At 65.4% G+C, this 25,528-nt stretch carries 24 protein-coding genes; 11 read left to right on the forward strand and 13 right to left on the reverse strand.

Annotated elements, in window-relative coordinates:
- Window positions 1-142 precede the first annotated feature (142 nt).
- Together ACZ899_RS06710 and gntR are read right to left on the reverse strand one after the other, a co-directional pair.
- The gene (locus ACZ899_RS06710; protein WP_234560992.1) at window positions 143-865 is read right to left on the reverse strand and encodes an RHS repeat-associated core domain-containing protein; all 723 of its coding nucleotides are present in this window, start codon (window positions 863-865) and stop codon (window positions 143-145) included.
- Window positions 866-1,308: 443 nt separating this feature from the next.
- Window positions 1,309-2,328, reverse strand: a complete 1,020-nt coding sequence (gene gntR / locus ACZ899_RS06715) for an HTH-type transcriptional regulator GntR (RefSeq protein WP_203646752.1) — start codon at window positions 2,326-2,328, stop codon at window positions 1,309-1,311.
- A gap of 349 nt (window positions 2,329-2,677) precedes the next feature.
- Between gntR and ACZ899_RS06720 the strand changes: the two genes are divergently transcribed.
- The 3 genes from ACZ899_RS06720 (at window position 2,678) to ACZ899_RS06730 (ending at window position 5,089) form a co-directional block, all read left to right on the forward strand.
- Window positions 2,678-3,217, forward strand: coding sequence for a gluconokinase (locus tag ACZ899_RS06720; RefSeq protein ID WP_186735161.1), 540 nt, complete (start codon window positions 2,678-2,680; stop codon window positions 3,215-3,217).
- Window positions 3,218-3,331: 114 nt separating this feature from the next.
- Complete coding sequence (locus ACZ899_RS06725) at window positions 3,332-4,684, forward strand: GntP family permease (RefSeq protein WP_203646753.1); 1,353 nt, start codon at window positions 3,332-3,334, stop codon at window positions 4,682-4,684.
- A 105-nt stretch (window positions 4,685-4,789) separates the two neighbouring features.
- On the forward strand, window positions 4,790-5,089 hold the full coding sequence (locus tag ACZ899_RS06730; RefSeq protein WP_234560993.1) for a hypothetical protein: 300 nt from the start codon (window positions 4,790-4,792) through the stop codon (window positions 5,087-5,089).
- A 326-nt stretch (window positions 5,090-5,415) separates the two neighbouring features.
- Here the strand turns inward: ACZ899_RS06730 and ACZ899_RS06735 are convergent, their stop codons facing one another.
- The 4 genes from ACZ899_RS06735 to ACZ899_RS06750 form a co-directional block, all read right to left on the reverse strand.
- Window positions 5,416-6,843, reverse strand: coding sequence for a sigma-54-dependent transcriptional regulator (locus ACZ899_RS06735; protein ID WP_234560994.1), 1,428 nt, complete (start codon window positions 6,841-6,843; stop codon window positions 5,416-5,418).
- The gene (locus ACZ899_RS06740; protein WP_203646756.1) at window positions 6,812-8,305 is read right to left on the reverse strand and encodes a sensor histidine kinase; all 1,494 of its coding nucleotides are present in this window, start codon (window positions 8,303-8,305) and stop codon (window positions 6,812-6,814) included. The genes ACZ899_RS06735 and ACZ899_RS06740 overlap by 32 nt, the downstream gene beginning before the upstream one ends.
- A gap of 290 nt (window positions 8,306-8,595) precedes the next feature.
- Window positions 8,596-10,041: an ATP-binding protein gene (locus ACZ899_RS06745; RefSeq protein WP_203646758.1), complete on the reverse strand. Its 1,446-nt coding sequence runs from the start codon at window positions 10,039-10,041 to the stop codon at window positions 8,596-8,598.
- 417 nt (window positions 10,042-10,458) lie between these two features.
- On the reverse strand, window positions 10,459-11,058 hold the full coding sequence (locus ACZ899_RS06750; protein ID WP_203646759.1) for a lytic transglycosylase domain-containing protein: 600 nt from the start codon (window positions 11,056-11,058) through the stop codon (window positions 10,459-10,461).
- Window positions 11,059-11,243: 185 nt separating this feature from the next.
- Between ACZ899_RS06750 and gspG the strand changes: the two genes are divergently transcribed.
- The 3 genes from gspG to ACZ899_RS06765 all read left to right on the forward strand — a co-directional run bounded on the left by gspG (window position 11,244) and on the right by ACZ899_RS06765 (window position 14,082).
- Window positions 11,244-11,669 (forward strand): type II secretion system major pseudopilin GspG, encoded by a 426-nt coding sequence (gspG, locus tag ACZ899_RS06755; RefSeq protein ID WP_203646760.1) that lies wholly within the window; start codon window positions 11,244-11,246, stop codon window positions 11,667-11,669.
- An 11-nt stretch (window positions 11,670-11,680) separates the two neighbouring features.
- The gene (locus tag ACZ899_RS06760) at window positions 11,681-12,859 is read left to right on the forward strand and encodes a type II secretion system F family protein (protein WP_234560995.1); all 1,179 of its coding nucleotides are present in this window, start codon (window positions 11,681-11,683) and stop codon (window positions 12,857-12,859) included.
- 65 nt (window positions 12,860-12,924) lie between these two features.
- Window positions 12,925-14,082, forward strand: coding sequence for a GGDEF domain-containing protein (locus tag ACZ899_RS06765; RefSeq protein ID WP_234560996.1), 1,158 nt, complete (start codon window positions 12,925-12,927; stop codon window positions 14,080-14,082).
- A 15-nt stretch (window positions 14,083-14,097) separates the two neighbouring features.
- Here the strand turns inward: ACZ899_RS06765 and ACZ899_RS06770 are convergent, their stop codons facing one another.
- Window positions 14,098-15,012 (reverse strand): site-specific integrase, encoded by a 915-nt coding sequence (locus tag ACZ899_RS06770; protein WP_234560997.1) that lies wholly within the window; start codon window positions 15,010-15,012, stop codon window positions 14,098-14,100.
- Between the two features lie 214 nt (window positions 15,013-15,226).
- Between ACZ899_RS06770 and ACZ899_RS06775 the strand changes: the two genes are divergently transcribed.
- Both ACZ899_RS06775 and ACZ899_RS06780 read left to right on the forward strand, forming a co-directional pair.
- On the forward strand, window positions 15,227-16,408 hold the full coding sequence (locus tag ACZ899_RS06775; protein ID WP_234560998.1) for an NnrS family protein: 1,182 nt from the start codon (window positions 15,227-15,229) through the stop codon (window positions 16,406-16,408).
- A gap of 112 nt (window positions 16,409-16,520) precedes the next feature.
- Window positions 16,521-17,168: a DUF1345 domain-containing protein gene (locus ACZ899_RS06780; RefSeq protein ID WP_062574194.1), complete on the forward strand. Its 648-nt coding sequence runs from the start codon at window positions 16,521-16,523 to the stop codon at window positions 17,166-17,168.
- On the opposite strand, the gene ACZ899_RS06785 is transcribed toward ACZ899_RS06780, so the two are convergent.
- Window positions 17,094-18,323 carry a pyridoxal phosphate-dependent aminotransferase gene (locus ACZ899_RS06785; RefSeq protein ID WP_234560999.1) on the reverse strand — a complete coding sequence of 410 codons (1,230 nt, stop codon included), beginning with the start codon at window positions 18,321-18,323 and terminating at the stop codon, window positions 17,094-17,096. The two genes, ACZ899_RS06780 and ACZ899_RS06785, sit on opposite strands and share 75 nt — an antisense overlap.
- Before the next feature lie 296 nt (window positions 18,324-18,619).
- On the opposite strand from ACZ899_RS06785, the gene ACZ899_RS06790 reads away from it, so the two are divergent.
- The gene (locus ACZ899_RS06790) at window positions 18,620-18,883 is read left to right on the forward strand and encodes a DUF1652 domain-containing protein (protein ID WP_186714368.1); all 264 of its coding nucleotides are present in this window, start codon (window positions 18,620-18,622) and stop codon (window positions 18,881-18,883) included.
- Here the strand turns inward: ACZ899_RS06790 and ACZ899_RS06795 are convergent.
- Entirely contained in the window at window positions 18,880-20,967 is a 2,088-nt protein-coding gene (locus ACZ899_RS06795; RefSeq protein WP_203646770.1) for a putative bifunctional diguanylate cyclase/phosphodiesterase, read from the reverse strand. The two genes, ACZ899_RS06790 and ACZ899_RS06795, sit on opposite strands and share 4 nt — an antisense overlap.
- A gap of 364 nt (window positions 20,968-21,331) precedes the next feature.
- Between ACZ899_RS06795 and ACZ899_RS06800 the strand changes: the two genes are divergently transcribed.
- Window positions 21,332-21,613 carry a hypothetical protein gene (locus ACZ899_RS06800; protein ID WP_234561000.1) on the forward strand — a complete coding sequence of 94 codons (282 nt, stop codon included), beginning with the start codon at window positions 21,332-21,334 and terminating at the stop codon, window positions 21,611-21,613.
- A gap of 1 nt (window position 21,614) precedes the next feature.
- Here the strand turns inward: ACZ899_RS06800 and ACZ899_RS06805 are convergent, their stop codons facing one another.
- From ACZ899_RS06805 to ACZ899_RS06815, 3 genes are all read right to left on the reverse strand, one after another.
- Window positions 21,615-22,295, reverse strand: coding sequence for an alpha/beta hydrolase (locus ACZ899_RS06805; RefSeq protein WP_203646774.1), 681 nt, complete (start codon window positions 22,293-22,295; stop codon window positions 21,615-21,617).
- Window positions 22,296-22,411: 116 nt separating this feature from the next.
- Entirely contained in the window at window positions 22,412-23,221 is an 810-nt protein-coding gene (locus tag ACZ899_RS06810; protein WP_234561001.1) for a substrate-binding periplasmic protein, read from the reverse strand.
- 141 nt (window positions 23,222-23,362) lie between these two features.
- Complete coding sequence (locus ACZ899_RS06815) at window positions 23,363-23,989, reverse strand: glutathione S-transferase family protein (RefSeq protein ID WP_234561002.1); 627 nt, start codon at window positions 23,987-23,989, stop codon at window positions 23,363-23,365.
- A gap of 238 nt (window positions 23,990-24,227) precedes the next feature.
- Between ACZ899_RS06815 and ACZ899_RS06820 the strand changes: the two genes are divergently transcribed.
- A complete protein-coding gene (locus tag ACZ899_RS06820; protein WP_232855179.1) occupies window positions 24,228-24,545 on the forward strand; it encodes a DUF2388 domain-containing protein in 318 nt (105 codons plus the stop codon).
- A 40-nt stretch (window positions 24,546-24,585) separates the two neighbouring features.
- Here ACZ899_RS06820 and ACZ899_RS06825 read toward each other — a convergent pair whose 3' ends face one another.
- Complete coding sequence (locus tag ACZ899_RS06825; protein WP_234561003.1) at window positions 24,586-25,521, reverse strand: 5'-nucleotidase; 936 nt, start codon at window positions 25,519-25,521, stop codon at window positions 24,586-24,588.
- Window positions 25,522-25,528: the final 7 nt, after the last annotated feature.

The following is a 25,528-nucleotide window of genomic DNA, read 5'->3' on the forward strand; positions in this document are numbered from 1 at the left end:
TTTGCCGATGCTTGCTCGGAAAGTGCGGTGACCGAGTAACACTCAACGCCCCGTCGTGGTCATGCGATGAGTCGTCGCCGCACCTTGATCGCACATTAAAGCCACCCGCCAAAAGCGAACAGGTTATTTCCGAGACAGCAGACTAGACAGGACTAAAGTTGTTGGACTCACGGACAGCGGAACCCTGATTGTTAGGATTTTTGGGGGAGTTAGAGGCAGGCCCGTTTGCAACAAGCACCGACTTTACAGCAATCAGGTCAATTGAAGGGCTTGAGGAAGAATATGATTTTTTATCAGAATCCATAGAGGCGCTTGAACATGAGACTTTTGGCGCCAACTCAACCTCTACTCCCTTCTCAACGATTATTTCACTTGAACGTTCCCCTGATTCAGTGACCGCCTTCCTCCTTCCTTTTTCATGGAATAACTTTCTTTTCTCCGAGGGCCCTAGCACGAATGTATTGTCATCGACAGGCTTCGTTCTTTCATGGAATCTTTTTCTTTTTTCAGCAATTGTAGTAAGCGACGTATTCTTAGACGCCCTGCTTATTGAGATGGGTACCCCATCCATATGCCCGGTCGGATCACTCCGAGAAACAGGATCCCCACTACAGTACATGTAACAATTCCCCCCGCCTGCCCCAAAAGGACTGTAGCTATCAGGCGAGTTGAACCGCATCAGCACCGGATTGTACGCACGATAGCCATTGCCCAGCAGGTAATAACCGGAGATCAATTCACGAAGCTGGCCACCGAATCGCAGGCATGGCTCAGTTGCAAGGTTGCCGTGGCCATAGACCGTATAGGCCAACAGGCTGGATCCACCAACGGCGTGCATTACTGTCCCAAGGATGTCCACTTGCATAAGTCGAGGAGCCATGATGTTTGGTAGCCCTACCTGAAAATCTTAGGTTCCGGCCTCCTTCGGTCATTTACAACTGGTAAATCTGATAGCTTGCCCAGTGATGTATACACCGCACGGGCTATCGCCCTCAGGGCCGACGTGTATTCACATACAGGTTTGCGCTACTGCCCCATCTCGAAGAATGCGGCCAAGGCGCCGCCAGAAGTGAACAGCTTTTTTTGAGACAGGACACTTGCCCCAAGGTCAGTTCATGCAAGGCAGGGGTCAAACCGTCGCGTTTCTGGTACAGCATCGTCACGCGCTTTCATGGCTTTTGAGCAAGCCGAACGCCGCGCCACTCCCAGCAGGCGATGTCCCGCGACTTCGCCCGGCCAGCAAACTTCAATAATTGAGAGTGAGCAATGCCGCGCAGTGCGCCCTCCCAAGAAAGCGCAGCTCAATTCTCAGGAGCTCTCCCGCACCATCAGCTCGAATCCCAGGTCCTGCTGCCCGGTGGCCACCCGCTTGCCGTCGAGCAGCGCCAGCAGCGCCTGGGCCGCGCCGCGGCCGACCGCCGCGCGCGGGGTGCGGATCGAGGTCAGGCGCGGGACCATGTGCGCCGAGGCCGGCAGGTCGTTGAAGCCGACCATCGCCACCCGCTGAGGCACCTCGACGTCCTCGCGCAGCGCCTGCAGCACCGCGCCCTGGGCCAGGTCGTCGTTGCAGAAGAAGATCCCGTCTACGTCCGGCGCCTTGGCCAGCAGGCGGCTGAACAGCGTGCCGCCCAGGCCGATGGACGACGGCTGCGGATCGAGCATTTCCAGCTCGGGCGCCTGCAGTCCGGCCTCGGCCAGGGCCTGGCGGAAGCCCTCGGCGCGCTGCATCACCCGCGGGTCGAGCTGCGCGGCGATGAAGCCCAGGCGCCGCCGGCCGCGCTCGATCAGGTGACGCGCCGCGGCGCGCCCGGCCTCGTGCTGGGAGAAGCCCACCGACAGGGCATCGGCCTCACCACCCAGCTCCATCATATGCACGCACGGCACCCGGCTGGCGGCGAGCATCTGCCGCGAGGCGTCGCTGCGTTCGAAGCCGGTGAGCAGCATGCCGCACGGCTGGTAGGCCAGGTAGTTGCGGATCAGGTTCTCTTCCTCGGCGATATCGTAGTGATAGTTGCCGATCAGCACCTCCAGGCCACGGGGGCGCATCACCTCGTGGATGGCCTCGAGGGTATCGATGAACAGCTGGTTGGACAGCGACGGGATCAACACCACCACCGACTGGCTGCGCGCCGAGGCCAGAGCACGCGCCGCCGGGTTGGCGACGTAGCCCAGGCTGGCCGCTGCGGCCATGACCTTCTGCGCCAGTTCCGGCGCGACCGTGCTGACGCCGCGCAGGGCGCGGGAGGCGGTGATGGGGGAAACCCCGGAAAGCCTGGCGACTTCCGCCAGGGTGGGACGACCGGTAGTGCGCGAGCCAGTGCGGGACATGAGTATTGTAATTTTACCGCTTGCAGGAATGGGGAACGGTCACTAAGGTAGCGCTGTCTCTGAATGCAGGCAATGCAATCTTGGTAGGGTCTGTACGAAATGTGTCTGCGCGAAGGCCAGACAAGGCGAAACGGGGGGAGCAAGCGCAGTGTACTGGAGTACATGAGCATTCCGAGCCCCGTTTCAACGCAGTATGGGCGAGTGCAGATACATTTCGGACAGAGCCTGGCAGGCATGCGTTCAGCGTCCATACTGCCAAAGACAAGATCAATAACACCCGGGAGGGTGGCGCATGACCTTCGGCTCGTCCCGGCCAAGACAGCGCTATCTCACCCAGCAGGAGGTACAGATGAACCCTTCCCTGTCCGCGATCGTGGTCATGGGCGTAGCCGGCTGTGGTAAAAGCAGCGTCGGCGCCGCCATCGCCACCCGCAGCGGCGGCCGCCTGATCGAAGGCGATGCCTTCCACCCCGCCGCGAACATCGCCAAGATGAGTGCCGGTATTCCCCTGGACGACGACGACCGCGCCGGCTGGCTGGTGCGTCTGGGCCAGGAGCTGCAAGACACCCTGGCCGCCGGCGAACGCCCAATCCTGACCTGCTCGGCCCTCAAGCGCCGCTACCGCGACACCCTGCGCCAGGCCGTGCCCGAACTGTGCTTCGTGTTCCTCGAACTGACCCCGCAGGAAGCGGAAAAGCGCGTGCTGGCCCGCCCCGGCCACTTCATGCCGGCCAGCCTGATCGACAGCCAGTTCGCCGCGCTGGAACCGCCGCACGCCGAGCCCCTGACCCTGGCCCTGGATGCCACCCGCCCGCTGATTACCCTGGCCGAGGACGTGCACCAATGGCTAAAGCCTTGCGGTGAGCAGGCGCTGGCGCGGACTGCCTGATCCGGCGGTTTTTCCGGCTCACCAAAGACAGCGCTGTCTCCATGCTTCTCAAGACGCAATGACGCAAGACACGCGACACCAAAACAACAACGAAAAGACCGAGGTTCACGAACCATGTTCGGACTGGCTACCGATACCTTCCTGTTGCTCGACGCACTGGTCACCATCGTCGGGCTCATCCTGCTGATCACCCATTTCAAAGTCCACCCCTTCGTCGCCCTCACCCTGGCCGCAGGCTTTCTCGGCCTGACCTCCGGCATGCCGGTGGCCAAGGTGATGAAATCGTTCCAGGACGGCTTCGGCGGCGTGCTCGGCTTCGTCGGCATCGTCCTGGCGCTGGGCACCATGCTCGGCAAGCTGATGGCCGACTCCGGCGGCGCCGACCAGATCGCCCAGACCCTGATCCGCGCCTTCGGCAAGCAGAAGGTGCACTGGGCGATGATGTTCGCCGCCTTCCTGGTGGGCATCCCGCTGTTCTTCGAGATCGGCTTCGTGCTGCTGATCCCGCTGGTGTTCATCGTCGCCCGCCGCTCCGGCGTGTCGCTGGTGAAGATCGGCATCCCGCTGCTGGCGGGCCTTTCGGTGGTGCACGGCCTGGTGCCGCCGCACCCGGGGCCGCTGCTGGCGATCGGCATCTTCCACGCCGACATCGGCAAGACCATCTTCTACGGCCTGCTGGTGGCCCTGCCGACCGCGGTGATCGCCGGCCCCCTGTTCGGCAACTTCATCTCGCGCTACATCCCGGGCAACCCGTCCCAGGAGCTGATGGACCAGATCGCCCGCGAGTCGAACCAGCAGAACCTGCCGAGTTTCAGCGTGACCCTGATCACCGTGCTGCTGCCGGTGGTGCTGATGCTGCTGAAAACCTTCGCCGACGTGGTACTGCCGGCCGAGCACATCGTGCGCCAGTGGATGGACCTGATCGGCCATCCGATCACCGCCCTGCTCGCCGCCCTGCTGCTGGCCTTCTACACCTTCGGTTCGGCCCGCGGCTTCAACCGCCAGCAGATCATGAAGATGCTCGACCAGAGCCTGGCCCCCACCGCCGCCATCGTGCTGATCGTCGGCGCCGGCGGCGGCTTCAAGCAGATGCTGGTGGACACCGGCGTCGGCAACGTGATCGGGCAGATGGCGGTGCAGGCCGAGATCTCGCCGATCCTGCTGGCCTGGCTGGTGGCGGCGGTGATCCGCATCGCCACCGGCTCCGCCACCGTGGCGACCATCACCGGCGCCGGCATCGTCGCCCCGGTGATCGACCTGGTGCCGGGGGTCAACCGTGAGCTGCTGGTGCTGGCCACTGGCGCCGGTTCCTTGATTCTGTCCCACGTCAACGACGCCGGGTTCTGGCTGGTCAAGCAGTACTTCAACATGACCGTGGCCGAGACCTTCAAGACCTGGAGCATGATGGAGACCATCCTTTCGGTGGTGGGCATCATCTTCATCATGCTGCTGTCGCTGGTGGTGTGACCGTTGGTCGCCGTCATGGCACCTTGCTGACGGGCCACAGGCCCAAGTGAGACAGAGGCCCTGCGCAGGCAGGGCCGCTTTCTCCGTCGCAAAGGAGCCTGCCCCATGAAACACGCCTTCCTCCTCGCCGCCCTGCTCGCCTCGCCCCTGGCCTTCGCCGCCGGTACCGGCGCCACCTACCCTGACGATCCGCACAATCCGGCGCCACAGCCGGGGGTCGACAGCACCCTCAACCCGATCGAGAAGCCCATGCCACGGGATACCGACCCGCGGATCAAGGGCAATGACCCGGAAAGTCCGCCAGCTGAGCAGAACGATGATCGTGACCTGCCGGGGATGGGCGACAGCGGGTCGGAGGGGATGGGGCGTGACGGTGGTGGATCAGGGACTGGCGGGAAACCTTGAGCCCATAACGCTACTCGATCCCTGTAGGAGAACGCCCAGCCCTTCGGGCTACGCTGTCGCGCAGGGAACAGAGTTCCAGCGTGGGAGCGGGCTTGCCCCGCGATCACCGGTGTAGCCGGTGCCAAACGCCGCATCGCGGGGCAAGCCCGCTCCCACGCTGCCCCAGTCAAATCAAAGAGTTGTGTTTTGTTCCATGAGAGCGGCCTTGTGCCGCGAAAGGGCTGCAAGGCAGCCCCGGCGATATCGGCTTGATGCACGAATCCTGGGGGCGCTTCGCACCCCTTTCGCGGCACAAGGCCGCTCCTACAGGGATCGCGCTGGGCTGGTCACCACTGGCGCTTGTCTGGACGGGTCAGGCCGAGTTTTTCGATCTTGTAGCGCAGCATGTCCCGCGACAGCCCCAGCAGCCGTGCCGACTTGGTGACGTTCCAGTCGGTGCGATCAAGCGTGCGGCAGACCATGTCGCGCTCCATGTCCGGCAGGCTGGCGGCGCTCGGAGGCTCGTGGCGCGGTGCTTCGAACGCTAGCACCTGCGCGGGTTGCGCCGGCGGCTCGTCGACCAGGGTCAGGCACAGGTTCAGCTGATGGGCGCCAATCACCTCGCTGGGGGCCAGCAGCACCGTCTGCTCAAGCATGTTGCGCAGTTCGCGCACATTGCCCGGCCAACCGTAACCCAGCATCAGCGCCTCGGCCTCGGCCGAGAAACGCAGGTTGGGCTTGCCGTAGCGCCGCCCGTGGTGGGCCAGGAAATGCCGGGCCAGGCGCAGGATATCCTGCCCGCGCGCGTACAGGCGCGGTACCTTGAGCGCGATGATGCGCAGGCGGAAGAACAGGTCGCGGCGGAACTTGCCCTGCTGGACCATCTGCTCGAGGTTGCAGTTGGTGGCGCTGATTACCCGCAGGTCGACCTTGCGCTCCTTGACCGCGCCGATGCGGCGGATGGTGCGGTCCTCCAGCAGCTTGAGCAGCTTGGCCTGCAGCACCAGGTCCATCTCGCCGATCTCGTCGAGGAACAAAGTGCCGCCGTCGGCCGCCTCGACCAGGCCCACGCGACGTTCCTTGGCATCGGTGAAGGCGCCCTTTTCATGGCCGAACAGCTCGGCCTCCAGCAGGTTGGCGGGAATCGAGGCGCAGTTGAACTCGATGAACGGACCCTTGGCCCGGCTGCCGTCGAAATGCAGGGCGCGGGCCACCAGCTCCTTGCCAGTGCCGGTCTCACCCTCCACCAGTACTGGCGGCAGGTCGCCGCTGGCCATGCGCTGCTCGGCGTCGAGCAGCTGGCGCAGGGTGTGCTTGAGCTCGAGCATGGCCGGCGACTCGCCGATCAGCGCCTGCAACCCGGACTTCTGCGCCTCGCGCTCCTGGTAGAACGACAGCGTGCGCTCCATGCGTTCGGCGGCCAGGGCCTTGTCCAGCATCAGCTTGAGCTCGGCCAGCACCACCGGCTTGGTCAGGTAGTGGAACGCCCCCTCCTTCATCGCCAGCACGGCGTCCTCGACGTTGCCGTAGCCGGTCATCATGATCACCTTGAGCTCCGGCGCCTTTGCCACCAGCGTGCGCAGCAGGTCGTGGCCGCTCATGCCGGGCAGCGAGTTGTCGGTCAGCACGGCGTCCGGCTGGGCGCGCTTGATCTGCTCCAGCGCCAGTTCCGCACTGTGGCACACCGTGACCTCGAAGCCTTTCAGGCCCAGGTAGGTGCGAATGTTATCTGCAAGGATTTCATCATCCTCTACCACCAGGATGCTGTGCTCCATGGTCCCCTCCCGCTGCAATGTTGAAAGTCAGGCTGACGCGGGTTCCTTCCTCTTCGCGGCTGGTCAGTTCGACCGCGCCGCCAAAGCGTTCCATGATCCGTTTGACCAAGGCCAGGCCGACACCCAGCCCGCCCTGCTTGGTGGTGAAGAACGGCTTGAACACCATGCGCCGCTGCTGCTCGCTCATGCCCTTGCCGGTGTCGCTGAGCTGCAGCTGGGCCTGCTGGCCCTCCAGCTGGCGCACCTCGGCGCGCAGCTCGCCACCCTGGGGCATGGCCTCCAGGGCGTTGGCGAACAGGCTGTTGAGGATCTGCGTCAGTTGCAGCGGCTGGCTGGCCACCCATTGCGCCGGCGGCCCGTCGAAGGCGAAACGTACGCCGTTGCGCTCGATCTGCGGGGCGAAGGCCTGGCGCGCATCCTCGATGGCCGCCACCAGGTCCACCGACTCGGCTTCGTCGCTGGTCGGGCGCAGCGACACCAGCAGGTCGCGGACCCAGCGCGACATACGGTCGACCTGGGTGATGATGTCGCCAATGTTCTTCTGCGCCGCCGGACTGGCGATGTCCTGCGCAAGTTCGGCGCTGGAGCGGATGTTGGCCAACGGGTTGCGCAGGCTGTGGGCCACCGCCGAGGACATCTCGCCCAGGGCCACGTAGGTCTCGCTGGCCACCAGGCGGTCCTGCTGGTGGTGCAGCAGGCTGGCGGCGCGGCGCACGATCCAGAACAGGCCGAAGTAGATCAGCGCCCCGCCGACCAGGGTCGAGGCCCAGATCAGCACATAGCCGCGCTGGATACGTCGCACCAGGTCCTGGGGTTCCTTGTAGATCTCGACCATGGCCAGCACCTGTTCACCCTGGCTGTCGAACAGCGGGATGTAGTTCTCGATGAACAGGTGCCGGGGCTCGCGCTGGAACTTCTGTTCCTCGCGGTCCTCGTCGGCCTTGTGGTAGCTGGCCGATACCGCCTTGCGCGAGTGGAAGGCATGCTCCAGGTCGTCGTCCTCGTCGATGCGCTTGCCGATCAGGTTGGGGTTGGTCGACCAGACCACCAGGCGGTCGCGGGCGTAGACATTGGCCAGCAGGGTGTCGGGCAGGTGTTCGACGTGGTCGAGAAACTCGACCCGGGTCGACTCCGCCAACTGCGGGGTGAACTGCAGGTGTTGCTGGTCCAGGCGCGGGTCAAGCAACTCGCCCATGGTGATGCCCGGCGGCAGTTGCGAGTGACGCACCTCGGCCTGGGCCATGGCCTGGATGAACTGGGCGGTGAGCATGGCGTCGCGCTCGACGCTGTCTCGTACCACGAAACGCGTCGAGACGTACCCCAGCCCGCCGGCGACCGAGGCGATGATCAGCAGGCTGACCAGCGAGAACCAGCGCAGCAGGTTGAACTCGCGCAGCGGCGCGGCCAACCCGCTGGCGGAGGCGCCGGGCTTGTCTGGGGCTTCGTTTTCGAGCGTCTGCATCGCGTCGCTCCCGCCTGGGGCCGATGAGGGCTATCGGCATGCCCTTGCTACCGGTGGTAGCAAAGTGACTCCATTGAGCCCGGACAGACGATGCCGCCTCAGGCCTGTATCAGGTCTAGCAAAAACTCAGCCAGCACATTCAATATTCTATTTTTTATTATAAATCATAGACTTAAATAAATTTGTTAATGCTAAATGTTGAAAAACCCCCCACTTTTGGGGAATTGCTACCCACATCCAATAAATTCCTTATAAAACAATCCATTAAGAGACATTTCTACCGTTACACATCACACTGCTGCGACGCGAAAATTCAACAGCACCCGTGTCCCCATCCCCTCGCGACTGCTCAACCGCACCGAACCACCAAAGCACTCCATGATCCGCTTGACCAGCATCAGCCCTACCCCCACGCCACCCTGCTTGGTGGTGAAGAATGGCCGGAAGGCCATGCGCTGCTGCTGCTCGCTCATGCCCTTGCCGGTATCCGATAGACGCAGGCTGAGGGTGCGTCGGTCGTGGCGCACCACCTCCACGCGCAACTCTCCGCCCGCCTCCATCGATTCCAGAGCGTTGGCGATCAGGCTGTTGAAGATCTGCCCGAGCAAGGCCGGCTGGCCCAGCACCCGGACCGTCGGCAGGTCGGCCAGGACCAACCGTACACCACCCTGTTGCAGCGCCTGGCCATGGGCCTGGAGGCTGTCGCGCAGGGCCTGGGCCACATCCACCGGCACAGCCTCGTCGCCGAGCGGGCGCAGCGACTGCAGCAGCTCGCGCACCCACTGCGACATGCGATCGACCTGGTTGATGATGTCGCTGATGTTCTTCTGCGCCGGGCCTTCGTCGAACGCCTGGGCCAGTTCGGCGCTGGAGCGGATGCTCGCCAGCGGGTTGCGCAGGCTGTGCGCCACAGCCGACGACACTTCGCCCAGGGCGACGAAGGTTTCGTTGCCAATCAGCCGCTTCTGCTGCACCGCCATCAACCGGGCGGCGCGGCGCATGATGCCGTACAAGCCGACATAGACCAGGCCGACGCCCACGGCGATGGCCAGCCAGATCAGCAGCAGGCCGTGCTCGATGCGCACGATCAGGTCGTGGGGCTCCTTGTAGATCTCGACCATGGCCGTGACATGTTCGCCGTCGGCATCGAACAGGGGGATGTAGTTTTCGATGAACAGCTGCTCGGGCGGGGTGACGAACTTCTGTTCGCTGCGCGCCTGCTCGAAGTCGTGGTAGCTGGCCGACACCCGCATCTTGTACTCGAACGCCCGGTCGAGGTCGTCGTCCGACTCGATCAGCTTGCCGATCAGCGCCGGGTTGCTCGACCAGATCACCGTGCGGTCGGGGGCGTAGATGTTGGCCAGGAGCATGTCCGGCAGGTGGGCGATATGGTCGAGGAACTCGCCCCGGGCCCGGCGCCGGGCCTCGGGATCGACGTCCGAAAGGGCGTGGTCGGTGCGCGGATCGAGTAGCTCGCCCATGGTCCGCACGTTGGGGATCGACACATGGCGCACTTCGGCATCGGCGATGGAGGTGATGAACTGCGCGGTGAGCAAGGCGTCGCGCTCGACGCTCTCGTCGATGATGAAGCGGCTGGAGATCAGGCCCAGGCCGACACCCACCGAGAGGATGATGGCCAGGCTCACCCAGGCGTACCAGCGCAACATGTTGAACGGTTTGCGCGCCGGGCCGGTGTCGGCGGGCGGCAACGTGTCGGGACGTGGGGCGAGGTCCATGGCGGGCTCCGCGGCTGGGCACCTCTAGAGGTTATAGCCCAGAGTTGGGGGAAGCATGGGGTGTTGGGGGGGCTATTGATCGTGTGGGGGCTGCCAGGTGTCCGCCGAATGCCTTGCAGCGCCTATGAGATCGCGCGGCGCATCGCGACGCAAGGCCGCTCCTACATTTGTTGCAACCTGCCGAACCTGTCAGGTCATGGTTGCCCGCCTTGGCGCATGTCTTGAAACAGGTGGCGCGGCAGTGATGCCCACGCTGAAACCGCGTCGTACCAACAAGGCGGATCAGGTAATGGCACAGGATTGACTGGCCCGAAACAGATGTAGGAGCGGCCTTGTGTCGCGATGCGCCGCGCGGGCGGCGCTCGATCTCATAGGCGCTGCAAAACTCACGGCGAACACCTCGAAACCCCACCCCGATCAAAGCGGCGCATCCTCAGCCAACCCCCGCAACAACCGATACTCACGCAACACCGCCGGCACATACCGCCGCGTCTCGGCAAACGGCGGCACCACCCGCCCCCGGCTGAGCACGGCATCGGGCCCGGCATTGTAGGCCGCCACCGCCAACGTGATGTCGTTGTCGAACAGCTTGAGCATGCGCTTGAGATAGCGCGCCCCACCCTGCACGTTGGACGCCGGGTCCAGCACATCCGCCACGCCCATCTCCTTCGCCGTGTCCGGCATCAGCTGCATCAGCCCCGCCGCCCCTTTGGCCGAGCGGGCCTTGGGGTTGTAGCCAGACTCGGCCTTGATCAGCGCATGCAGCAGCGCCGGCGACACACCGTTGGCCAGGGCCGCGGCCGCCACCAGGTCGGCATAGGGCCTCCCGGTGACCAACTGGGCGTTGACCGGCCCGCCAGCCACCCCGTTCTCCTGGATCACCCGCTCATAGTGCCGTCCTGGCCGATGCACGTTGGACAGCACGAAGCCGCCTTTGCCATCGCTGGAGATGTAGATATCGGCCTGGGCGCCAAACGCCATCAGCCCCACCGCCAGTCCCAGGATCAGTCCACGCATGTCGGTCGCCTCCCGTCGCACAAGATCAAGAGTGGCCCCCGATGTGGGGGATATGCCCCGTCGATCCGGGCTTTTCAGCTATGACGCAAGCGCCGTGCCGCCCGCCATCACGCACGGCGCAAGGGCCCGACGCAGACGTGCACGGCTGTTGCATGGCAGGGGCAAACGCACTGGAGGGTTTCACCATGCAGCGCAACATCCACAACCAACGCGGCTTCACCCTGCTCGAACTGTTGGTGGTGCTGGTGGTGCTGGGCCTGCTGGCCGGCATCGTCGCGCCCAAGTACTTCAGCCAGCTGGGCCGTTCCGAGGCCAAGGTGGCACGGGCGCAGATCGAAGGCCTGGGCAAGGCCCTGGACCTCTATCGCCTGGAAGTGGGCCACTACCCCAGCAGCGAACAAGGCCTTCAGGCCCTGGTGGTCGCGCCCGGCGGCGAGGCACGCTGGTCGGGGCCGTACCTGCAGAAAGCGGTGCCCCAGGACCCTTGGGGACGCCCCTACATCTACAAGCAGCCCGGCGAGAACGGCGGCGAGTACGACCTGCTGTCGATGGGCAAGGACGGCCAGCCCGGCGGTGACGGGGAAAACGCCGAGATCACCAGCTGGCAGTGAGGAGCCCGGCCATGCGCTATCAGCTCAAGGCCCTGGGCAGCCAGGGCGTGGTGCAATTGCAGGTCGAGGCCGAGGACAGCGACCAGGCCCGGCGCCAGGCCGAGGACCAGGGCTTGCGCGTGCTCAGCGTGCGCCGCCAGGGCCTGGCCCTGCGCCGCCGCCCGGCGGCGTTCGACCTGATGCTGTTCAGCCAGGAACTGGCCACCCTGCTCGGCGCCGGCCTGCCGCTGATCGACGCCCTCGAGAGCCTGGCCGAGAAAGCCCCGGGCGGCGCCACGCGCAAGACCCTGGAGCAACTGGTGCGCCAGCTGTATGAGGGGCGCTCGCTGTCCCAGGCCCTGGCCCAGCAGCCACGGGTGTTTCCCGCCCTGTACGTGGCCCTGGTGCAGTCGAGCGAGCGCACCGGCGCCCTGGGCGACGCCCTGAACCGCTACATCGGCTATCGCCAGCGGCTGGACCTGGTGCGCCAGAAGCTGGTCGGCGCTTCGGTCTACCCGCTGCTGCTGTTGCTGGTGGGCGGCGGCGTGGTGCTGTTCCTGCTGGGCTATGTGGTGCCGCGCTTCAGCCTGGTGTTCGAGGGCATGGGCACCGAGCTGCCCTGGCTGTCGCGGGTGCTGATGCGCATCGGCCTGTTCCTGCATGCCCAGCAACTGCCCCTCGGGCTGGGCACGCTCGCCGGCATCGGCGCGCTGGTCGCCCTGCGTCGCCATCCGGCGCTGCGCCGTGGCGCCGGTCGCCTGCTGCGCCGGCTACCGGCCCTGCACCAGCGCCTGATGATGTACGAACTGGCGCGCTTCTACCGCTCGCTGGGGATCCTCCTGCAAGGCGGCATTCCCATCCTCACCGCCCTGGGCATGGCCCGCGGGCTGCTGGGCAGCAGCGCGGCCGAAGGCCTGGAGCAGGCCAGCCGGCGGGTCGCCGAAGGCCTGCCGTTGTCCGATGCGCTGCAGGCCGGGCAACTGGTCACGCCGGTTTCGCTACGCCTGCTGCGCGCCGGCGAGCAGTCGGGCAACCTGGGCGAAATGCTCGAACGCTGCGCGGACTTCCACGACCAGGAGATCGGCCGCTGGGTCGAGTGGTTCGTCAAACTGTTCGAGCCCTTGCTGATGACCTTCATCGGCCTGCTGATCGGGCTGATCGTGATCCTCATGTACATGCCGATCTTCGAGCTGGCGTCGAGCATTCACTGAGCAAGGTAGCAAATGGCCATGCGCATGGCTTAGCATCGCCGGTTTGCCCTTTGAGCCCTTGTATCGTGCCGCTTAGCCTGCCGACCCTGATCCTGGTCGCCGTTTTCATCCTGACCCTTACGGGCATCCTGACCCTGCACGCCTGGCGGCGTTGCGCCAGCGATCCGAGCTTGGGCTACCTGGGCGCGATGCTGCTGCTCTCGGCCCTGGGGGTCAGCCTGAATGCCCTGCGTGGCATTGACATGGACTACCTGGCCCTGGTGCTGGGCAACATCGTCCTGCTGGTCGGCACCGGGCTGGGCTGGACGGCCATGCGCGTGCTCGGCGGGCGCAAGCCGCACTGGCCGCTGCTGCTGGCCGGTGCCGTGTTCTGGGGGCTGTTCAGCCTGTGGCCGGGTTTTTACGGCGATCTCGGCCTGCGGGTGAAAGTGTATTCGCTGCTGACCCTGGGTTACACCTGCCTGAGCATCGGCGAGTTGCTGCGGCCACGGGTGCGCCTGCAGGTGTCCTATACCCCGGCGTTGATCCTGACCACCCTGCATGCAGCGCTCTACCTGATGCGCACGCTGCTCGAGGACGGTGTCGCCCTCGACCACGCCATCAACAGCGGCGGCGCCAGCCCGGGCTTCTTCGCCTTCATCCTGTTCGAGTCGATGCTGTTCGCCATCGGCATCTCCTATGTGACCCTGGCGATGGTCCGCGAACGCGCCGAGATCATGCTCCGCGCCGCGGCCTACAGCGACCCGCTGACCGGCATCGACAACCGCCGGGCGTTCATGGAGCGCGGCGCAGGCTTGCTGCATGACTGCGCGGCAGGCCAGGCACCGGTGGCGCTGCTGCTGTGCGACCTGGACCACTTCAAGCGCATCAACGACCGCTTCGGCCACCCCGTCGGGGACGAAGTGCTGCTGGCGTTCGCCCGGGAAACCGCTCGTCACCTGCGCCGGGACGACCTGTTTGCGCGCATCGGTGGCGAGGAGTTCGCCTGCCTGCTGCGTGGCGCCAGCGAAGCCGAGGGCGAACAGGTGGCACAGCGGATCTGCGCCGGGTTTTCCGGGCTGGCGCTGCTGGAGCCGGGGCTGCTGGGCGTGAGCATCGGCATCGTCAGCCAGCCGGCCGCGCAAGGCGAGCTGTCGCGGCTGCTGTCGATGGGCGACCGGGCGCTGTATGCGGCCAAGCAACAGGGGCGTGGCCGGGTGTTGCGCTATGCCGAGGTGTCCTGACGCCCTCGATCCCTCTCAGTAGTCGAAGCGCTCCACCGCCCGCCGCCGCTCGTTGTCATCGCGCCGGTCATAGCTCGCCGTGGTCTGGATGTTGGCATGGTGCGCGAGCTTCTGCGCGATCGACAGGTCGTGCTCCTCGATTACCCGGGTGATGAACGCCCGGCGAAAATCATGGGGCATGATCTTCGCCCCCACCTGCGCTCCGCGCTGGCGGGCGATGTAGTAGATCGCGTGTTTGGTGATGCGCGCACGGGTGATATGGCTGCCGCGGCGGATGCGGTTGAACAGGAAGCTGTCGTCGCGCTCGCCGGCGGGCAGGTGCTCGCGGCGCAGGTCGAGCCAGGCCTGCAGCTTGTCGAAGGCCCAGGCCGGGGCGTACTTGAGCAACTGGCGGTTGCCCTTGGCCAGCACCTGCACGCTGCGCTCCTGGAAGTCCACCTGGTCCAGGTCGACGTCCACCGATTCCGACTTGCGCATGCCGGTGCCGTAGAGCAGCGCCAGGATCGCCGCGTCGCGCACGCCCTGGGGGCGCGGGTCGGCGGCGCAGACATCCATCAGTTCACGAATCAGGTTACGCCGCAGGTTGCGCCCCGGCGGCAGGCGGCTGCCGCTGGCTGGCTTGACCTCGCGGATCATCAGCAACTGCTCGTGGTCGATCAGCCCCTGGCGCCAGGCCTCGTTCATCACCCCGCGCACGGCATTGACGTACAGCGATGAGGTATTGGGCGCGTAGCCATCCGCGCGTAACGCCGCGACCAGGGCGATCACATGGCCGGGCTCGAGACGGTGCCAGGGCACCTCGGCGATATCGCCATCGGCGAAGCCCAGGCGGTCGGCGGCATCCTGCAGGATGTAGCGCATGGTCAGCTGGCTGGACGGGGCCAGGCGGGCAAGGTACTGCAGCAGCGGATTGCGCAGGAGGTCGGTCACAGCGGGGATCCTGTAGCAAAGCCGAATGCTCGGCGGCGCAAGACGGCGCAAAGCGAGTCGTTTCGACCCTGATCAAGGTCAAAAAGACTACAAACAAAAAGAGTCATAATGACTTCACACAGTGCCATCACCTTGATATTCAAGGCCTTTGAACGCTGGCATGGTTCGTGATGGTACCCCATTCAACCGCTCCGATCGAACCAAGGTCCCCGCCATGCTCGTCCAGCCGATCACCGCTCGCCCACGCCAGGCCCTCTGGGCCCTGGGTTTTCGTCCGTTCTTCCTCGGCGGCAGCCTGTTCGCCCTGCTCGCCCTGCTGCTGTGGGCCGGCGTGCTGGCCGGCGCGTTCCAGCTCGACCCGGCCGGCGGCATGCTCGCCTGGCACCGCCATGAAATGCTGTTCGGCTTCGCGGTGGCCGTTGTCGCCGGTTTTCTGCTTACCGCCGTACAGAACTGGAGCGGCATCCCGGGCCTGAGCGGCCGGCCGCTGCAGGGGCTGTTCCTGCTCTGGCTGCTGGGCCGGATCAGTTGGTTCCTGCCCTTGCCGGCCTGGCTGCTGGTCCTCATCGAAGGCGCCTTCCTGCCCCTGGTGGCGCTGGCCCTGGCCCGACCGATCATCCAGCGGCGGCTGCGCAACAACTACCCCATCGTGGTCCTGGTGCTGCTGATCGCCGCCTGCCAGTGGCTGACCCTGGCCGGCGGGCTGCTGGGCAACGAGGTGTGGCAACGCCGCGGTGTGCTGGCCGGGCTGTGGCTGGTGGCGGCGATGATGAGCGTGATCGGCGGGCGGGTGATCCCTTTCTTCACCCATCGCGGCCTGGGCAACATGAGCCCGGCGCCGGCCCGGCCCTGGCTGGATCGTGCCAGCCTGCTGGGCAGCGTGGCGCTGCCGCTCACCTACGTACTGGGCTTCAACGATGCGCCGCAGCCACTGATGGCCGCGCTGTTCGCCGCCCTGGCGGTGCTGCACGGCGTGCGCCTGGCGCTGTGGCATGACCGTGGCCTGTGGCGGGTGCCGCTGCTGTGGTCACTGCACCTGGCCTACGCCTGGCTGATCCCGGCCTGCCTGGGCCTGGCGCTGTGGCATGCCGGGTTGGCGATCAATCCGAGCCTGGCCGCCCACGCCCTGACGGTCGGCGCCATGACCGGACTGATCGTGGCGATGATGGCCCGGGTCAGCCTGGGGCATACCGGGCGGCCGCTGGCGGTGCCGCGCAGCATTGGCTGGGCGTTCGCGCTGATCCAGCTGGCGGCGCTGGCCCGGGTCGTGGTGGTGCCGTTCACGGCGCTGGGGCTGGGGTTGTCGGTGCTGTTCGGCAGCGCCGCGCTGCTGCTGTTCCTTTGGCACTACCTGCCTATCCTGCTGCGAGCGCGAGTGGATGGCATGCCGGGCTGAACGACCTGTATGGGCTGCGCGCATGGAATGAGTTGCGTGGGAGCGGGCTTGCCCCGCGATAGGGGCGCATCTGGTCTACAGTTCAACCCACGCCCATCCGCCAAGGGACCGCATGGCCTTCCACCACCTCACCCGCACCCACCCCCGTCTCAGTATCGCCACCCTGGCCGGCCTGCTCGGTGGCTGGCTGATCCCCGCCGGCGACACCGTGCAGCATATCCTCGCCGGCTGGAACCTCGGCGTCTGGCTGTACCTGGCCATGGTCCTGTGGCTGAGCCTGCGGGCCAATGCCGAGCGGGTGCGCAAGGTCGCCCGGATCGAGGATGAAAACGCCGGCCTGGTGCTGATCACCGTCTGCGTCTCGGCCATCGCCAGCCTGGCCGCCGTCACCCTGCAACTGGTGTCCAGCCGCGGCCTGGAGGGCGGCGCCCTGGCCCTGCACTACCTGTACACCGGGCTGACCGTGGCCGGCTCATGGCTGCTGATCGGCTGCATCTTCAGCCTGCACTACGCCCGGCTGTTCTACACCGGCGACCGCCATGAGCCGCCCCTGCGCTTTGCCGACGGCGAACGCAACCCGGACTACTGGGACTTCCACTACTTCTCGTTCACCATCAACGTCGCCGTGCAGACCTCGGACATCGGTGTCGCCGGCCGAGCCATGCGCCGGGTGGTGCTGGCCCACTCACTGGTAGGTTTCGTGTTCAACACGGCGATCCTCGGCTTTACCATCAACATCGCCGCCGGACTGCTCGGCTAGCACCCGCAGCGCGCAGGCGGCGATCCGCCGGCACACCTGCTCCAGCACGTCGGCCTCCAGCACCAGCCCCAGGCGCAGGTGCCCCGCCGCACTCGGTCCGAAACCATCCCCCGGCAGCAACGCCACGCCCTCCTCGTCCAGCAGGCGCTGGGCGAACGCCTGGGCGCCGAGCCCGCTGCCGCGGATATCGAGCATCACGAACATGCCACCGGCCGGCCGATGGGCATGAATGCCAGGACAGCCCTCCAGCACCGCGCATACCCGGTCACGCCGCTGCCGGTAGATCTCGCGCATCCGCCGCACGTCATCCCCTGCCTGATCCAGGGCCACGCAGGCAGCATGCATGACGAACTCCGGCAGGCCGAACAGCATGCTCATGACCAGGGTACCGAGGTGCCTGGCGAACAGCGGCGGCCCGATCACCCAGCCGACCCGCCAGCCACTCATGGCATGGGACTTGGACAGGCTGCCGATCGACACGCAGCGCTCGGCCATGCCCGGGAGGCTCAACGGACTGGGCGCCTCACCGTCGTACAGCAATGACTGGTAGACATCGTCGCAGACCAACCACAGGTCATGCTCCCGGCATAACTGCGCCAGGCGCTCCAGGTCGGCCTGGTCGATCACCGCGCCCGTCGGATTGTGCGGACTGTTGAGCAGCAGGCCCCGGGTGCGCGGGGTGATCGCCCTGGCCACCGCCGCAGGATCCAGGCGAAACCCCTGTTCCGGCCGCACCGCGACCTGCACGGCCCGTGCACCGCAGGCACCGAACACGCCGTGATAGGTCACGTACATGGGTTCGGCGACGATCACCTCGTCGCCGGGTTCGAACAGGCACTGGAAGGTCGCAAACAGACCGCACTGTGCCCCTGCGGTCACCACCACCTGCACCGGATCGAGGGGCAGTTGGCTATGGCGCACCACCGCCTCACGCAGGGCGAGGCTGCCGCGCACATCGCTGTAATGGGTGTCGCCGCGGCGCAGGCTGGCCACGGCGGCCTCGACCACCGGGGCCGGAGTGTCGAAATCGGGGTCGCCCACCGACAGCAGCATAATCTCTCGCCCCTGTCGGCGCTGCTCCAGGGCCTGGTAGTGAATGTCCCAGGCGGCGACTGCATGGCCGGCAATACGTTGGGTGAGCGTGGAATAACGCATGACTGTCTCCCTGTCTGCCGGCCGGCACCGTTGGTCCGAAAAGCGCTGCAGATAAACATAGCAGAGCAACCCTCGCTGCCAGCCGTCCACCCACGGGGAAAACGTTTGCCCAGCCAACGAGCACCCACCGTTCATCGTGACAGGACTGTGACCGCCGTCATGCATTAGTACATCTGCCATATTTTCCGGCGAACACTGCCATGGCAGGTGCTATGGTTAGAGTCCCGACGGCCAGGACGGCCACAGTATTACCGCTACGCAATCACCGCGTTCAGGATACGAACAAGGAGGCTGGCATGAACAAGATGACGTTCCCCAACGCCTGCCAGGTGATGCGCTGGCATTTCCATCCGCTGGGTTTCGAGGCCAGCATGGATGCCCCGCGCAGCATGGTCGCCCGGCTGTTCGACCGGGCCACTGGCGAAACCCTTCTGGCGATCGCCGGCATTCCCTGCGCCACCATCATGCCCGCCGCCGATGTCGAGCGGATCATCGAGGCGGTGGAGGCCGAGATGGAAACCTTCGACCTGCTGGCCGGCCCCATGCGCAGCGCTGTCTAAATTGCCTGTTCCTGACGCGCTTTCAACGCCTGCAACCCCTTCATGAACTGCTCGGGCGGCACCGGCTGGCCAAGCAGGTAGCCCTGCAGCGAGTCGCAACCCAGCCGGGTCAGGAAGTCCTGTTGGCGGTCGGTCTCCACGCCTTCGGCGACAATCCGCAAGCCCAGTGCCTGGCCCAGGGCGACGATGGCCGAGACGATCGCCGCATCGTCGCTGTCCTGCTCCAGGTCACGCACGAAGCCGCGGTCGATCTTCAGCTCGTTGGCCGGCAGGCGCTTGAGGTACATCAGGCTGGAGTAGCCGGTGCCGAAATCGTCGATGGACAAATCCACGCCCATGTCCGACAGGCGCTGCAGCACATGCAGGCTGGCGTCGGCATCGCGCATGGCGGTGGTTTCGGTGATTTCCAGGGTCAGGCGGTTGGCCGGCAGGCCATTATCACTCAACGCCTGGGCCACGTTGTCGACCAGTCCGGCATGGCAGAACTGAATGGCCGACAGGTTGACCGCGATACGCCAGTCGTCGTTGCCCTCATCCAGCCACTGGCGCATCTGCCGACAGGCTTCGCCCAGTACCCACTCGCCGATCGGAATGATCAACCCGGTCTTCTCGGCCAGGCCGATGAAACGGTCCGGCAGCATCAGGCCATGTAGCGGGTGCTCCCAGCGCAGCAGGGCCTCGGCGCCGATGGGCTGGCGCTGCACGGCGTCGAACTTGGGCTGGTAGTGCAGGCGGAACTGCTGGTGCTCCAGGGCCGTGCGCAGATCCTGCAGCAATTGCAGTTGCTGGCGCGCGTTGCTGTTCATCGAGGCGTCGAAGAAGCTGTAGCCGTTCTTGCCGGCGCTCTTGGCGTGGTACATGGCCGCGTCGGCGTTGCGCAGCAGCTCGTGCTGGTCCAGGCCATTGCCCGGGTACATCACGATGCCCAGGCTTGCCGACAGTTGCAGGTCGTGCTCGGCCACGCGGAACGGCCTGGCCATCAGGTTGACCTGCTTGACCGCGACATTCATGGCGTCGTCCGGCTCTTCCAGCTCCACCAGCAACACGAACTCGTCGCCGCCGATCCGCGCCAGGGTGTCCTGGCTGTGCAGATGGCCGCGCAGGCGCGCCGCCACGGCCTTGAGCAGCAGGTCGCCGACATGGTGGCCGAAGGCGTCGTTGACCGGTTTGAAACCGTCCAGGTCGATGAACATCAGGGCGAAGCAGCCGCCCTGCTCCGCCACCCGGCCCATGGCCTGGTCGATACGGTCGGCCAGCAGCGTGCGGTTGGGCAACCCGGTCAGGGTGTCGTGCAGGGCCAGTTGGGTCAGCTCCTGGTTGGCCAGGGTCAGCGAGCGTGCCAGCTCCGCCGTGCGCGCTTCCAGGCGGGCGTCCAGCACCGAGGTGAGCAGGGCCACCGCCAGCACCGCCAGGGTGGTGATCAATACCAGGTAGTCCAGGCCGTCGCCGGCCAGGCCCGTGGCCAACGCACCACAGAAGCTGCCCGCCGGGAAGTTGGCCGCGGCCATGCCGGTGTAGTGCATGCCGACGATGGCGATGCCCATCACCACTGCCGCGACGCCGCGGATCTGGCGCACATAGGGCGTGTGCTGGCGCAGGCGGAAGGCAATCCACAGCGCCGCCGCCGACGCCCCCACCGCGATGGCCAGCGACGCGCCGAACAGCGTCGGGTCGTAGTCGATACCCGGCTGCATGCGCAGCGCGGCCATGCCCATGTAGTGCATGCAGGCGATGCCGGTGCCCATGATCAAGGCGCCGAACGCCAGCTGCAACCACGGCAGCTTCGGCTGGCTCACCAGCCACAGGGCAAAGCCCGAGGAGGCCACCGCGATCAGCAGCGACAAGGCCGTCAGGGCGGTGTCATAGCCCAGCTCGATCGGCAGGCTGAACGCCAGCATGCCGATGAAATGCATCGACCAGATGCCGATGCCCATGGCGAACGCCCCGCCACCCATCCACAGGTACACCGCCCGCCCCTTGGCCGTGGCGATGCGCCCGGTAAGGTCCAGGGCCGTATAGGAGGCAAGGATGGCCACGCACAGCGAAATCAACACCAGCGAGGAGGAGTAACTACCGATCAGCATTCGCACTTCCAGGAACAGGCCGAAGGACGGCCCGGGAAAAGCCGATAATTGTACTCAAGCTTTGGCGAAACGCACGGGGTTTTCGTGGGTCTGAGTGGATCCAATGATTGACCGGAGGCGCCGCAGGGACTGGGCTAGAGCGCGTTCCCCAGCAATTGAAGGCATATTGCCACTTGTCGTCTCGGACCTCATCGCGGGGCAAGCCCGCTCCCACGCTGTGAAACATGCCTGAATGACCTGGAAGATGGCGTGGGAGCGGGCTTGCCCCGTGATAGCGTCACGACGAAACCCAAGCCAGGCGAAGCGACTCCAGCTAATCTAAACAGGCCAACACCCTGAAACCACGCCGCCCCAGGAGCTCGCCATGGCCACCCGCCCCAGGCAGGTAGTGCTGCTCACCCTGCTTGCCGCCTCACTGTCCCTGAGCGCAGGCTGTTCGAGCAAACACGCCACCACCCGCTACGCAGCACAAGGCTCCGCTTGCTATGCCAAGGCCCTGCCCAGCAGTGGCGAGGGTGGCCTGGCCTTCGGCCCCACCCTCGCCATGGCCAGCAAGAAGTCGCTGGCCAGCTGCGTGCGCTACGCTGGCAGGTCGGGCGGCACGCCGCATACCTGCCAGGTCGTCGTGGCCAAGTGCAAAGGCTGAGCTAGCCCAGCGCCTCTTCGATCAGCGCGGCGACTTCCTTGGCCCGCGAGGCCAGCGACGCGTGGCTGGCATCCAGGGTGATGACCTTGCGCGCCTTCAACCGCGCCGACATCATCTGCTGGTTGGCCGGCGCGATCATGTGATCCTGGCTGGAGACCTGGTACCACGACGGTTTGTGCTTCCACGCCGGATCAACGATGGTGTCGCCAAAGGTGCTCGCCAGCGGCGCCTTCTGCGTCACTGCCATGACCAGCGCCTCATCCGCCGACAGGTCCTGGCAGAAACTCTCGTGGAATTTGTCGGGTTTGATCCACAGGTAGCCGTCGCTGTCCGGCGCCAGGTTCGCTGCCGCCAGCGGTGGATGCTGCTGGGTCAATCCGCCCGGGCTTTCACCCGCATCGGGTGCGAAGGCCGCGATGTAGACCAGCCCCGTTACATTGGCCTGGTTGCCCGCCTGGGTGATCACCGCCCCGCCATAGGAGTGGCCGACCAGCAGCACCGGTCCGCCGACCTGCGCCACCATCTTGCGCGTGCGCTCGGCGTCGTCCGCCAGGGAGGTCAGCGGCAGCTCCACGGCGCGGACTTGCGTGATGCCCTTGCGCGCCAGCTCGACGATCACCTTGCCCCAATGGGCGGCACCGCCCCAGAAACCGTGTACCAATACGACCGTTGGCTTGCTCATGGATGAACACCTTCGCTAGGGAAACAGGGATGTGATTCGCCGCAACAGCATAGGCCATAGGCTGGCGCGCCTTAGATCAAAGGCACTGGACGGCACTCGCGCAAATGACGCAAAACCTATTGGCCGGTCTGCTGGCGTTGCCAGCGTTGCAGGTTTTCTGCCACCAGTTGCTCGGGCAACGGGCCTGCAACCAGCGCCTTCATCTTGCGCGCCAGCTGCTCGCGCAGCGCCGGCTTGTTGCAGCCGGACTTGTGCGACAACGCCAGGTACAACCCTTCGCTGGAGACTGGCGGTTCGAGCACCTCAAGCGCCTGCTCCTTGCCCAGCGTGCGAGCCAGGGCCAGCCCGGGATAGTGCTCGAAGATCACATAGTCGCTGCGCTTGAGCAGCAGCTTCTGGAAGGCCTGAGTGACACTGGGCACGGCCTCGAGGTTGAGTTGCGCCCTTGCGTAGTCGTCGAAGGCCTGGCCGTGGCTGTTGTTGACCAGCGTCCCGCCGCGCCGGCCCTTGAGGTCGGACCAGTCGCTGTAGGCGAAGCCCTCGCCCTTGCGCACCCAGACCACACTGGAGTTGAACAGGAATGGCGGATTGACGAAATCCACCAGCAGTTCCCGCGCCTGGGTGTGGAAATACCCGGCAAGCATGTCGACGCGCCCGCTGCTCACCTCTTCCTGGGCCCTCGACCAGGGCCCGACATACACCACGTCCACCACCAGGCCGAGCTCCTTGGCCACCTGCTTGAGCAGGTCGGCATTGGCACCGATAAGGCGCTCGGGGTCCTGCGGGTCACGCCAGAGGTAAGGGGGGTATTCAGGATTGCCGGTGGCGGTGAGGTGCTGGCAGGCGTCAGCGGCGACGCTGATCTTGGGCACCGCCGCCAGGGCGAACGACAACAACACAGACACGCCCAGACAACGTCCGTTCATTGCGTTCCTCGTACTATGGATTACGCCACTGACAACGTGGCCTTACACAGTGTGCACGAGAAATGGCCGAACGCCACGTGCGCTGTCGCGATCCGTGCTGCGGTACGTCGTCACGCCTACTGCTGAACGTGCAGGGCTGCCTCAGCCGGCCGCCCGCGGCATCAGGTCGTAGGGGTGCTTCCAGCCTGGAACCGCCTGGATACGCGCCTTCCAGGCTTCGATATGGCGGAACTCCTCCAGCGCCAACCCCGTGTCTTCAGGCATGTACACATATCCCGCCAGGGACAGGTCGGCAATGGTCAGCCGCCCACCCACCATGAACGGCGTGTTTGCCAGGTGCGCATCGACGATCTGGTAGGCCGCCTTGGCCCGCTCGCGCAAGAAGCGGGTGACATCCGACTCGCCCATGCTCTTCAGGCAATAGATGAAACGCAAGGCCGCGTAGTAGCTGGTGAACTTGTGGTTGTCGAACAGCATCCAGCGCCAGATCTCGCGCTTCTCATGATCGTCACGCGGGCCGAAGCGGCCGGTGCGCTCGGCCAGGTAGTCGAGGATCAGCGCCGACTGGGTGAGCTTCTCCCCGGCGTGCTCCAGCACGGGCACCTCGCCCTGTTCATTGACCGCATCACGCCAGTCCTGGCCACGGGTCTGGCCGTGGAAGAAATCGACGAACTCCGGCGCCCAGTCCTGGCCGGTGAGTTCCAGCATCAATGCGACCTTGTAGGCGTTGCCGGATTCGGCAAAGCAGTGGAGCGTGTATTCGGCCATGGGTATCAGCGTCCTTTGATTGTTGAACGTCTGTCAAACGAACAGATCCTAGACCCGCAACGACTGTGCGCGCTACTGTCGCTTGCCATTCAACGATATTCGCTTGCGCCTCTCCTTGATCCTGTCCTTTTCCACTGCCCATCATGGCGATTGTGGGGAGTGGAACTCCCGGCGACCCTTTGCGCTCTTAACATCATGCAGTAACTCCCTTGGGCATCACCTTTCCGGAGGACTCGCCATGCGCCATTTACTGCTCGTTCCCGCACTGCTGCTCCTGCTCCCCGCAGGTTTCGCCCTGGCCCGCGTCGATGCCGGGGATGTCGCCACCTCGGCGGGGATCTCCGCATCGCTGTACTCGACCTTCAAGGACGACAAACGGATCATTCCGGCCCGTGACGAACTGTCGGCCTTCGTCGCCAGTGGTGGTGCCATTCGCGGGGCTTACCTGGAGTCGGCGCTGGCCCATGTACGCCAGGCCAATCCCGGGCTGCAGGCCAGTGACGAGGAACTGGCCCGGGCGCTACTGTCGCAGGATGACGGTTTGGCGGATCACTGAGCTCAAGAAGCCCGGGGCCGCCCATGCGGCCCCTGCCTGCTCAGCGCGCCCGGTTGGTAACCCCGAACGGGATGTGCACCGACGGCGCCACGGTGCTGGTGCTCTTCAAGTGCCCCGACTGGTCGTCGAAGAAGATGTGCGGCTTGAGCACCTGAAGCACCCGTCGCTTCTCGATGCCGCCGAGGAAGAACGCATCGTTGGCCATCACCCCCCAGCTTTTCAGGGTGTTGAGCGCTCGTTCATGGGAGGGCGCGTTGCGCGCCGTGACAATCGATACCCGCAGGCGGTTCTCGTAGCCCGGATGGGTCAGCTTGTGCTGTTCCTCGGCCGCCTGGATGCGGGCGATGCGCACGAAGAACTCCTTGAGCGGGCCAGGGTTGTGCGGCTGGGTGACGTTGATCACCTCATGGGCGTGAAAGCTGTCCAGCCCGCCTGACTGCATCACCGCCTCCGACTCGTCCCCGGCCAGCACGCCGTCGAAGTCAAAGGCGATGCGCAGGTTGTCGTCGCTTTCGTCGTCATCGAACTTCGAATCCAGCACCTGCCCTGCCGGATAACCGGCCTTGATCGCGGCATCGACGTGCTGCTTGTCAGCGGAGAGGAACAGGGCGATGTTCAGCGCCGGGATGTACTCGTACGGCGAGCGGCCCTGGGTGAAGATCGCCCGGGTCATGTTCAGGCCGTAATGGCCGATGGTCTTCATCACCCGCATGCCGGTGTCCGGGTCGTTCTGCGACAACAGCACCACCTCCACCAGCGGGTCCTCGGGATCGCCGCGCAGGTCGTTGAGGGCCAGCAGGCGCTTGATGAAGGGATAGGCAATGCCTTTTCCCAACGGCACGTCCAGGTGCTGCTCCTGGTATTTGCGGTACTGTGCCTCGCCCTCTCGACGGAACACCGCGTCCGATTCACTGAGGTCAAACACCGCACTGGAGGCGACACCGATGACCAGCCGATCATCCAGTTCGAAGGCCATGGGGCTT

It is taken from the genome of Pseudomonas sp. TE31087, assembly GCF_057284075.1.

Bases quoted from the DNA above. Each gene is read 5' to 3' on its own strand.
- ACZ899_RS06725 (WP_203646753.1), top strand. From the start codon at position 3,332: ATGTTCGGACTGGCTACCGATACCTTCCTGTTGCTCGACGCACTGGTC.
- ACZ899_RS06800 (WP_234561000.1), top strand. From the start codon at position 21,332: ATGGCCACCCGCCCCAGGCAGGTAGTGCTGCTCACCCTGCTTGCCGCC.
- ACZ899_RS06710 (WP_234560992.1), bottom strand. From the start codon at position 865: ATGCAAGTGGACATCCTTGGGACAGTAATGCACGCCGTTGGTGGATCC.
- gspG (WP_203646760.1), top strand. From the start codon at position 11,244: ATGCAGCGCAACATCCACAACCAACGCGGCTTCACCCTGCTCGAACTG.
- ACZ899_RS06795 (WP_203646770.1), bottom strand. From the start codon at position 20,967: ATGCTGATCGGTAGTTACTCCTCCTCGCTGGTGTTGATTTCGCTGTGC.
- ACZ899_RS06750 (WP_203646759.1), bottom strand. From the start codon at position 11,058: ATGCGTGGACTGATCCTGGGACTGGCGGTGGGGCTGATGGCGTTTGGC.
- ACZ899_RS06760 (WP_234560995.1), top strand. From the start codon at position 11,681: ATGCGCTATCAGCTCAAGGCCCTGGGCAGCCAGGGCGTGGTGCAATTG.
- ACZ899_RS06805 (WP_203646774.1), bottom strand. From the start codon at position 22,295: ATGAGCAAGCCAACGGTCGTATTGGTACACGGTTTCTGGGGCGGTGCC.
- ACZ899_RS06815 (WP_234561002.1), bottom strand. From the start codon at position 23,989: ATGGCCGAATACACGCTCCACTGCTTTGCCGAATCCGGCAACGCCTAC.
- ACZ899_RS06740 (WP_203646756.1), bottom strand. From the start codon at position 8,305: ATGCAGACGCTCGAAAACGAAGCCCCAGACAAGCCCGGCGCCTCCGCC.
- ACZ899_RS06745 (WP_203646758.1), bottom strand. From the start codon at position 10,041: ATGGACCTCGCCCCACGTCCCGACACGTTGCCGCCCGCCGACACCGGC.
- ACZ899_RS06825 (WP_234561003.1), bottom strand. From the start codon at position 25,521: ATGGCCTTCGAACTGGATGATCGGCTGGTCATCGGTGTCGCCTCCAGT.
- ACZ899_RS06790 (WP_186714368.1), top strand. From the start codon at position 18,620: ATGAACAAGATGACGTTCCCCAACGCCTGCCAGGTGATGCGCTGGCAT.
- ACZ899_RS06730 (WP_234560993.1), top strand. From the start codon at position 4,790: ATGAAACACGCCTTCCTCCTCGCCGCCCTGCTCGCCTCGCCCCTGGCC.
- ACZ899_RS06785 (WP_234560999.1), bottom strand. From the start codon at position 18,323: ATGCGTTATTCCACGCTCACCCAACGTATTGCCGGCCATGCAGTCGCC.
- ACZ899_RS06775 (WP_234560998.1), top strand. From the start codon at position 15,227: ATGCTCGTCCAGCCGATCACCGCTCGCCCACGCCAGGCCCTCTGGGCC.
- ACZ899_RS06735 (WP_234560994.1), bottom strand. From the start codon at position 6,843: ATGGAGCACAGCATCCTGGTGGTAGAGGATGATGAAATCCTTGCAGAT.
- gntR (WP_203646752.1), bottom strand. From the start codon at position 2,328: ATGTCCCGCACTGGCTCGCGCACTACCGGTCGTCCCACCCTGGCGGAA.
- ACZ899_RS06820 (WP_232855179.1), top strand. From the start codon at position 24,228: ATGCGCCATTTACTGCTCGTTCCCGCACTGCTGCTCCTGCTCCCCGCA.
- ACZ899_RS06720 (WP_186735161.1), top strand. From the start codon at position 2,678: ATGAACCCTTCCCTGTCCGCGATCGTGGTCATGGGCGTAGCCGGCTGT.
- ACZ899_RS06810 (WP_234561001.1), bottom strand. From the start codon at position 23,221: ATGAACGGACGTTGTCTGGGCGTGTCTGTGTTGTTGTCGTTCGCCCTG.
- ACZ899_RS06780 (WP_062574194.1), top strand. From the start codon at position 16,521: ATGGCCTTCCACCACCTCACCCGCACCCACCCCCGTCTCAGTATCGCC.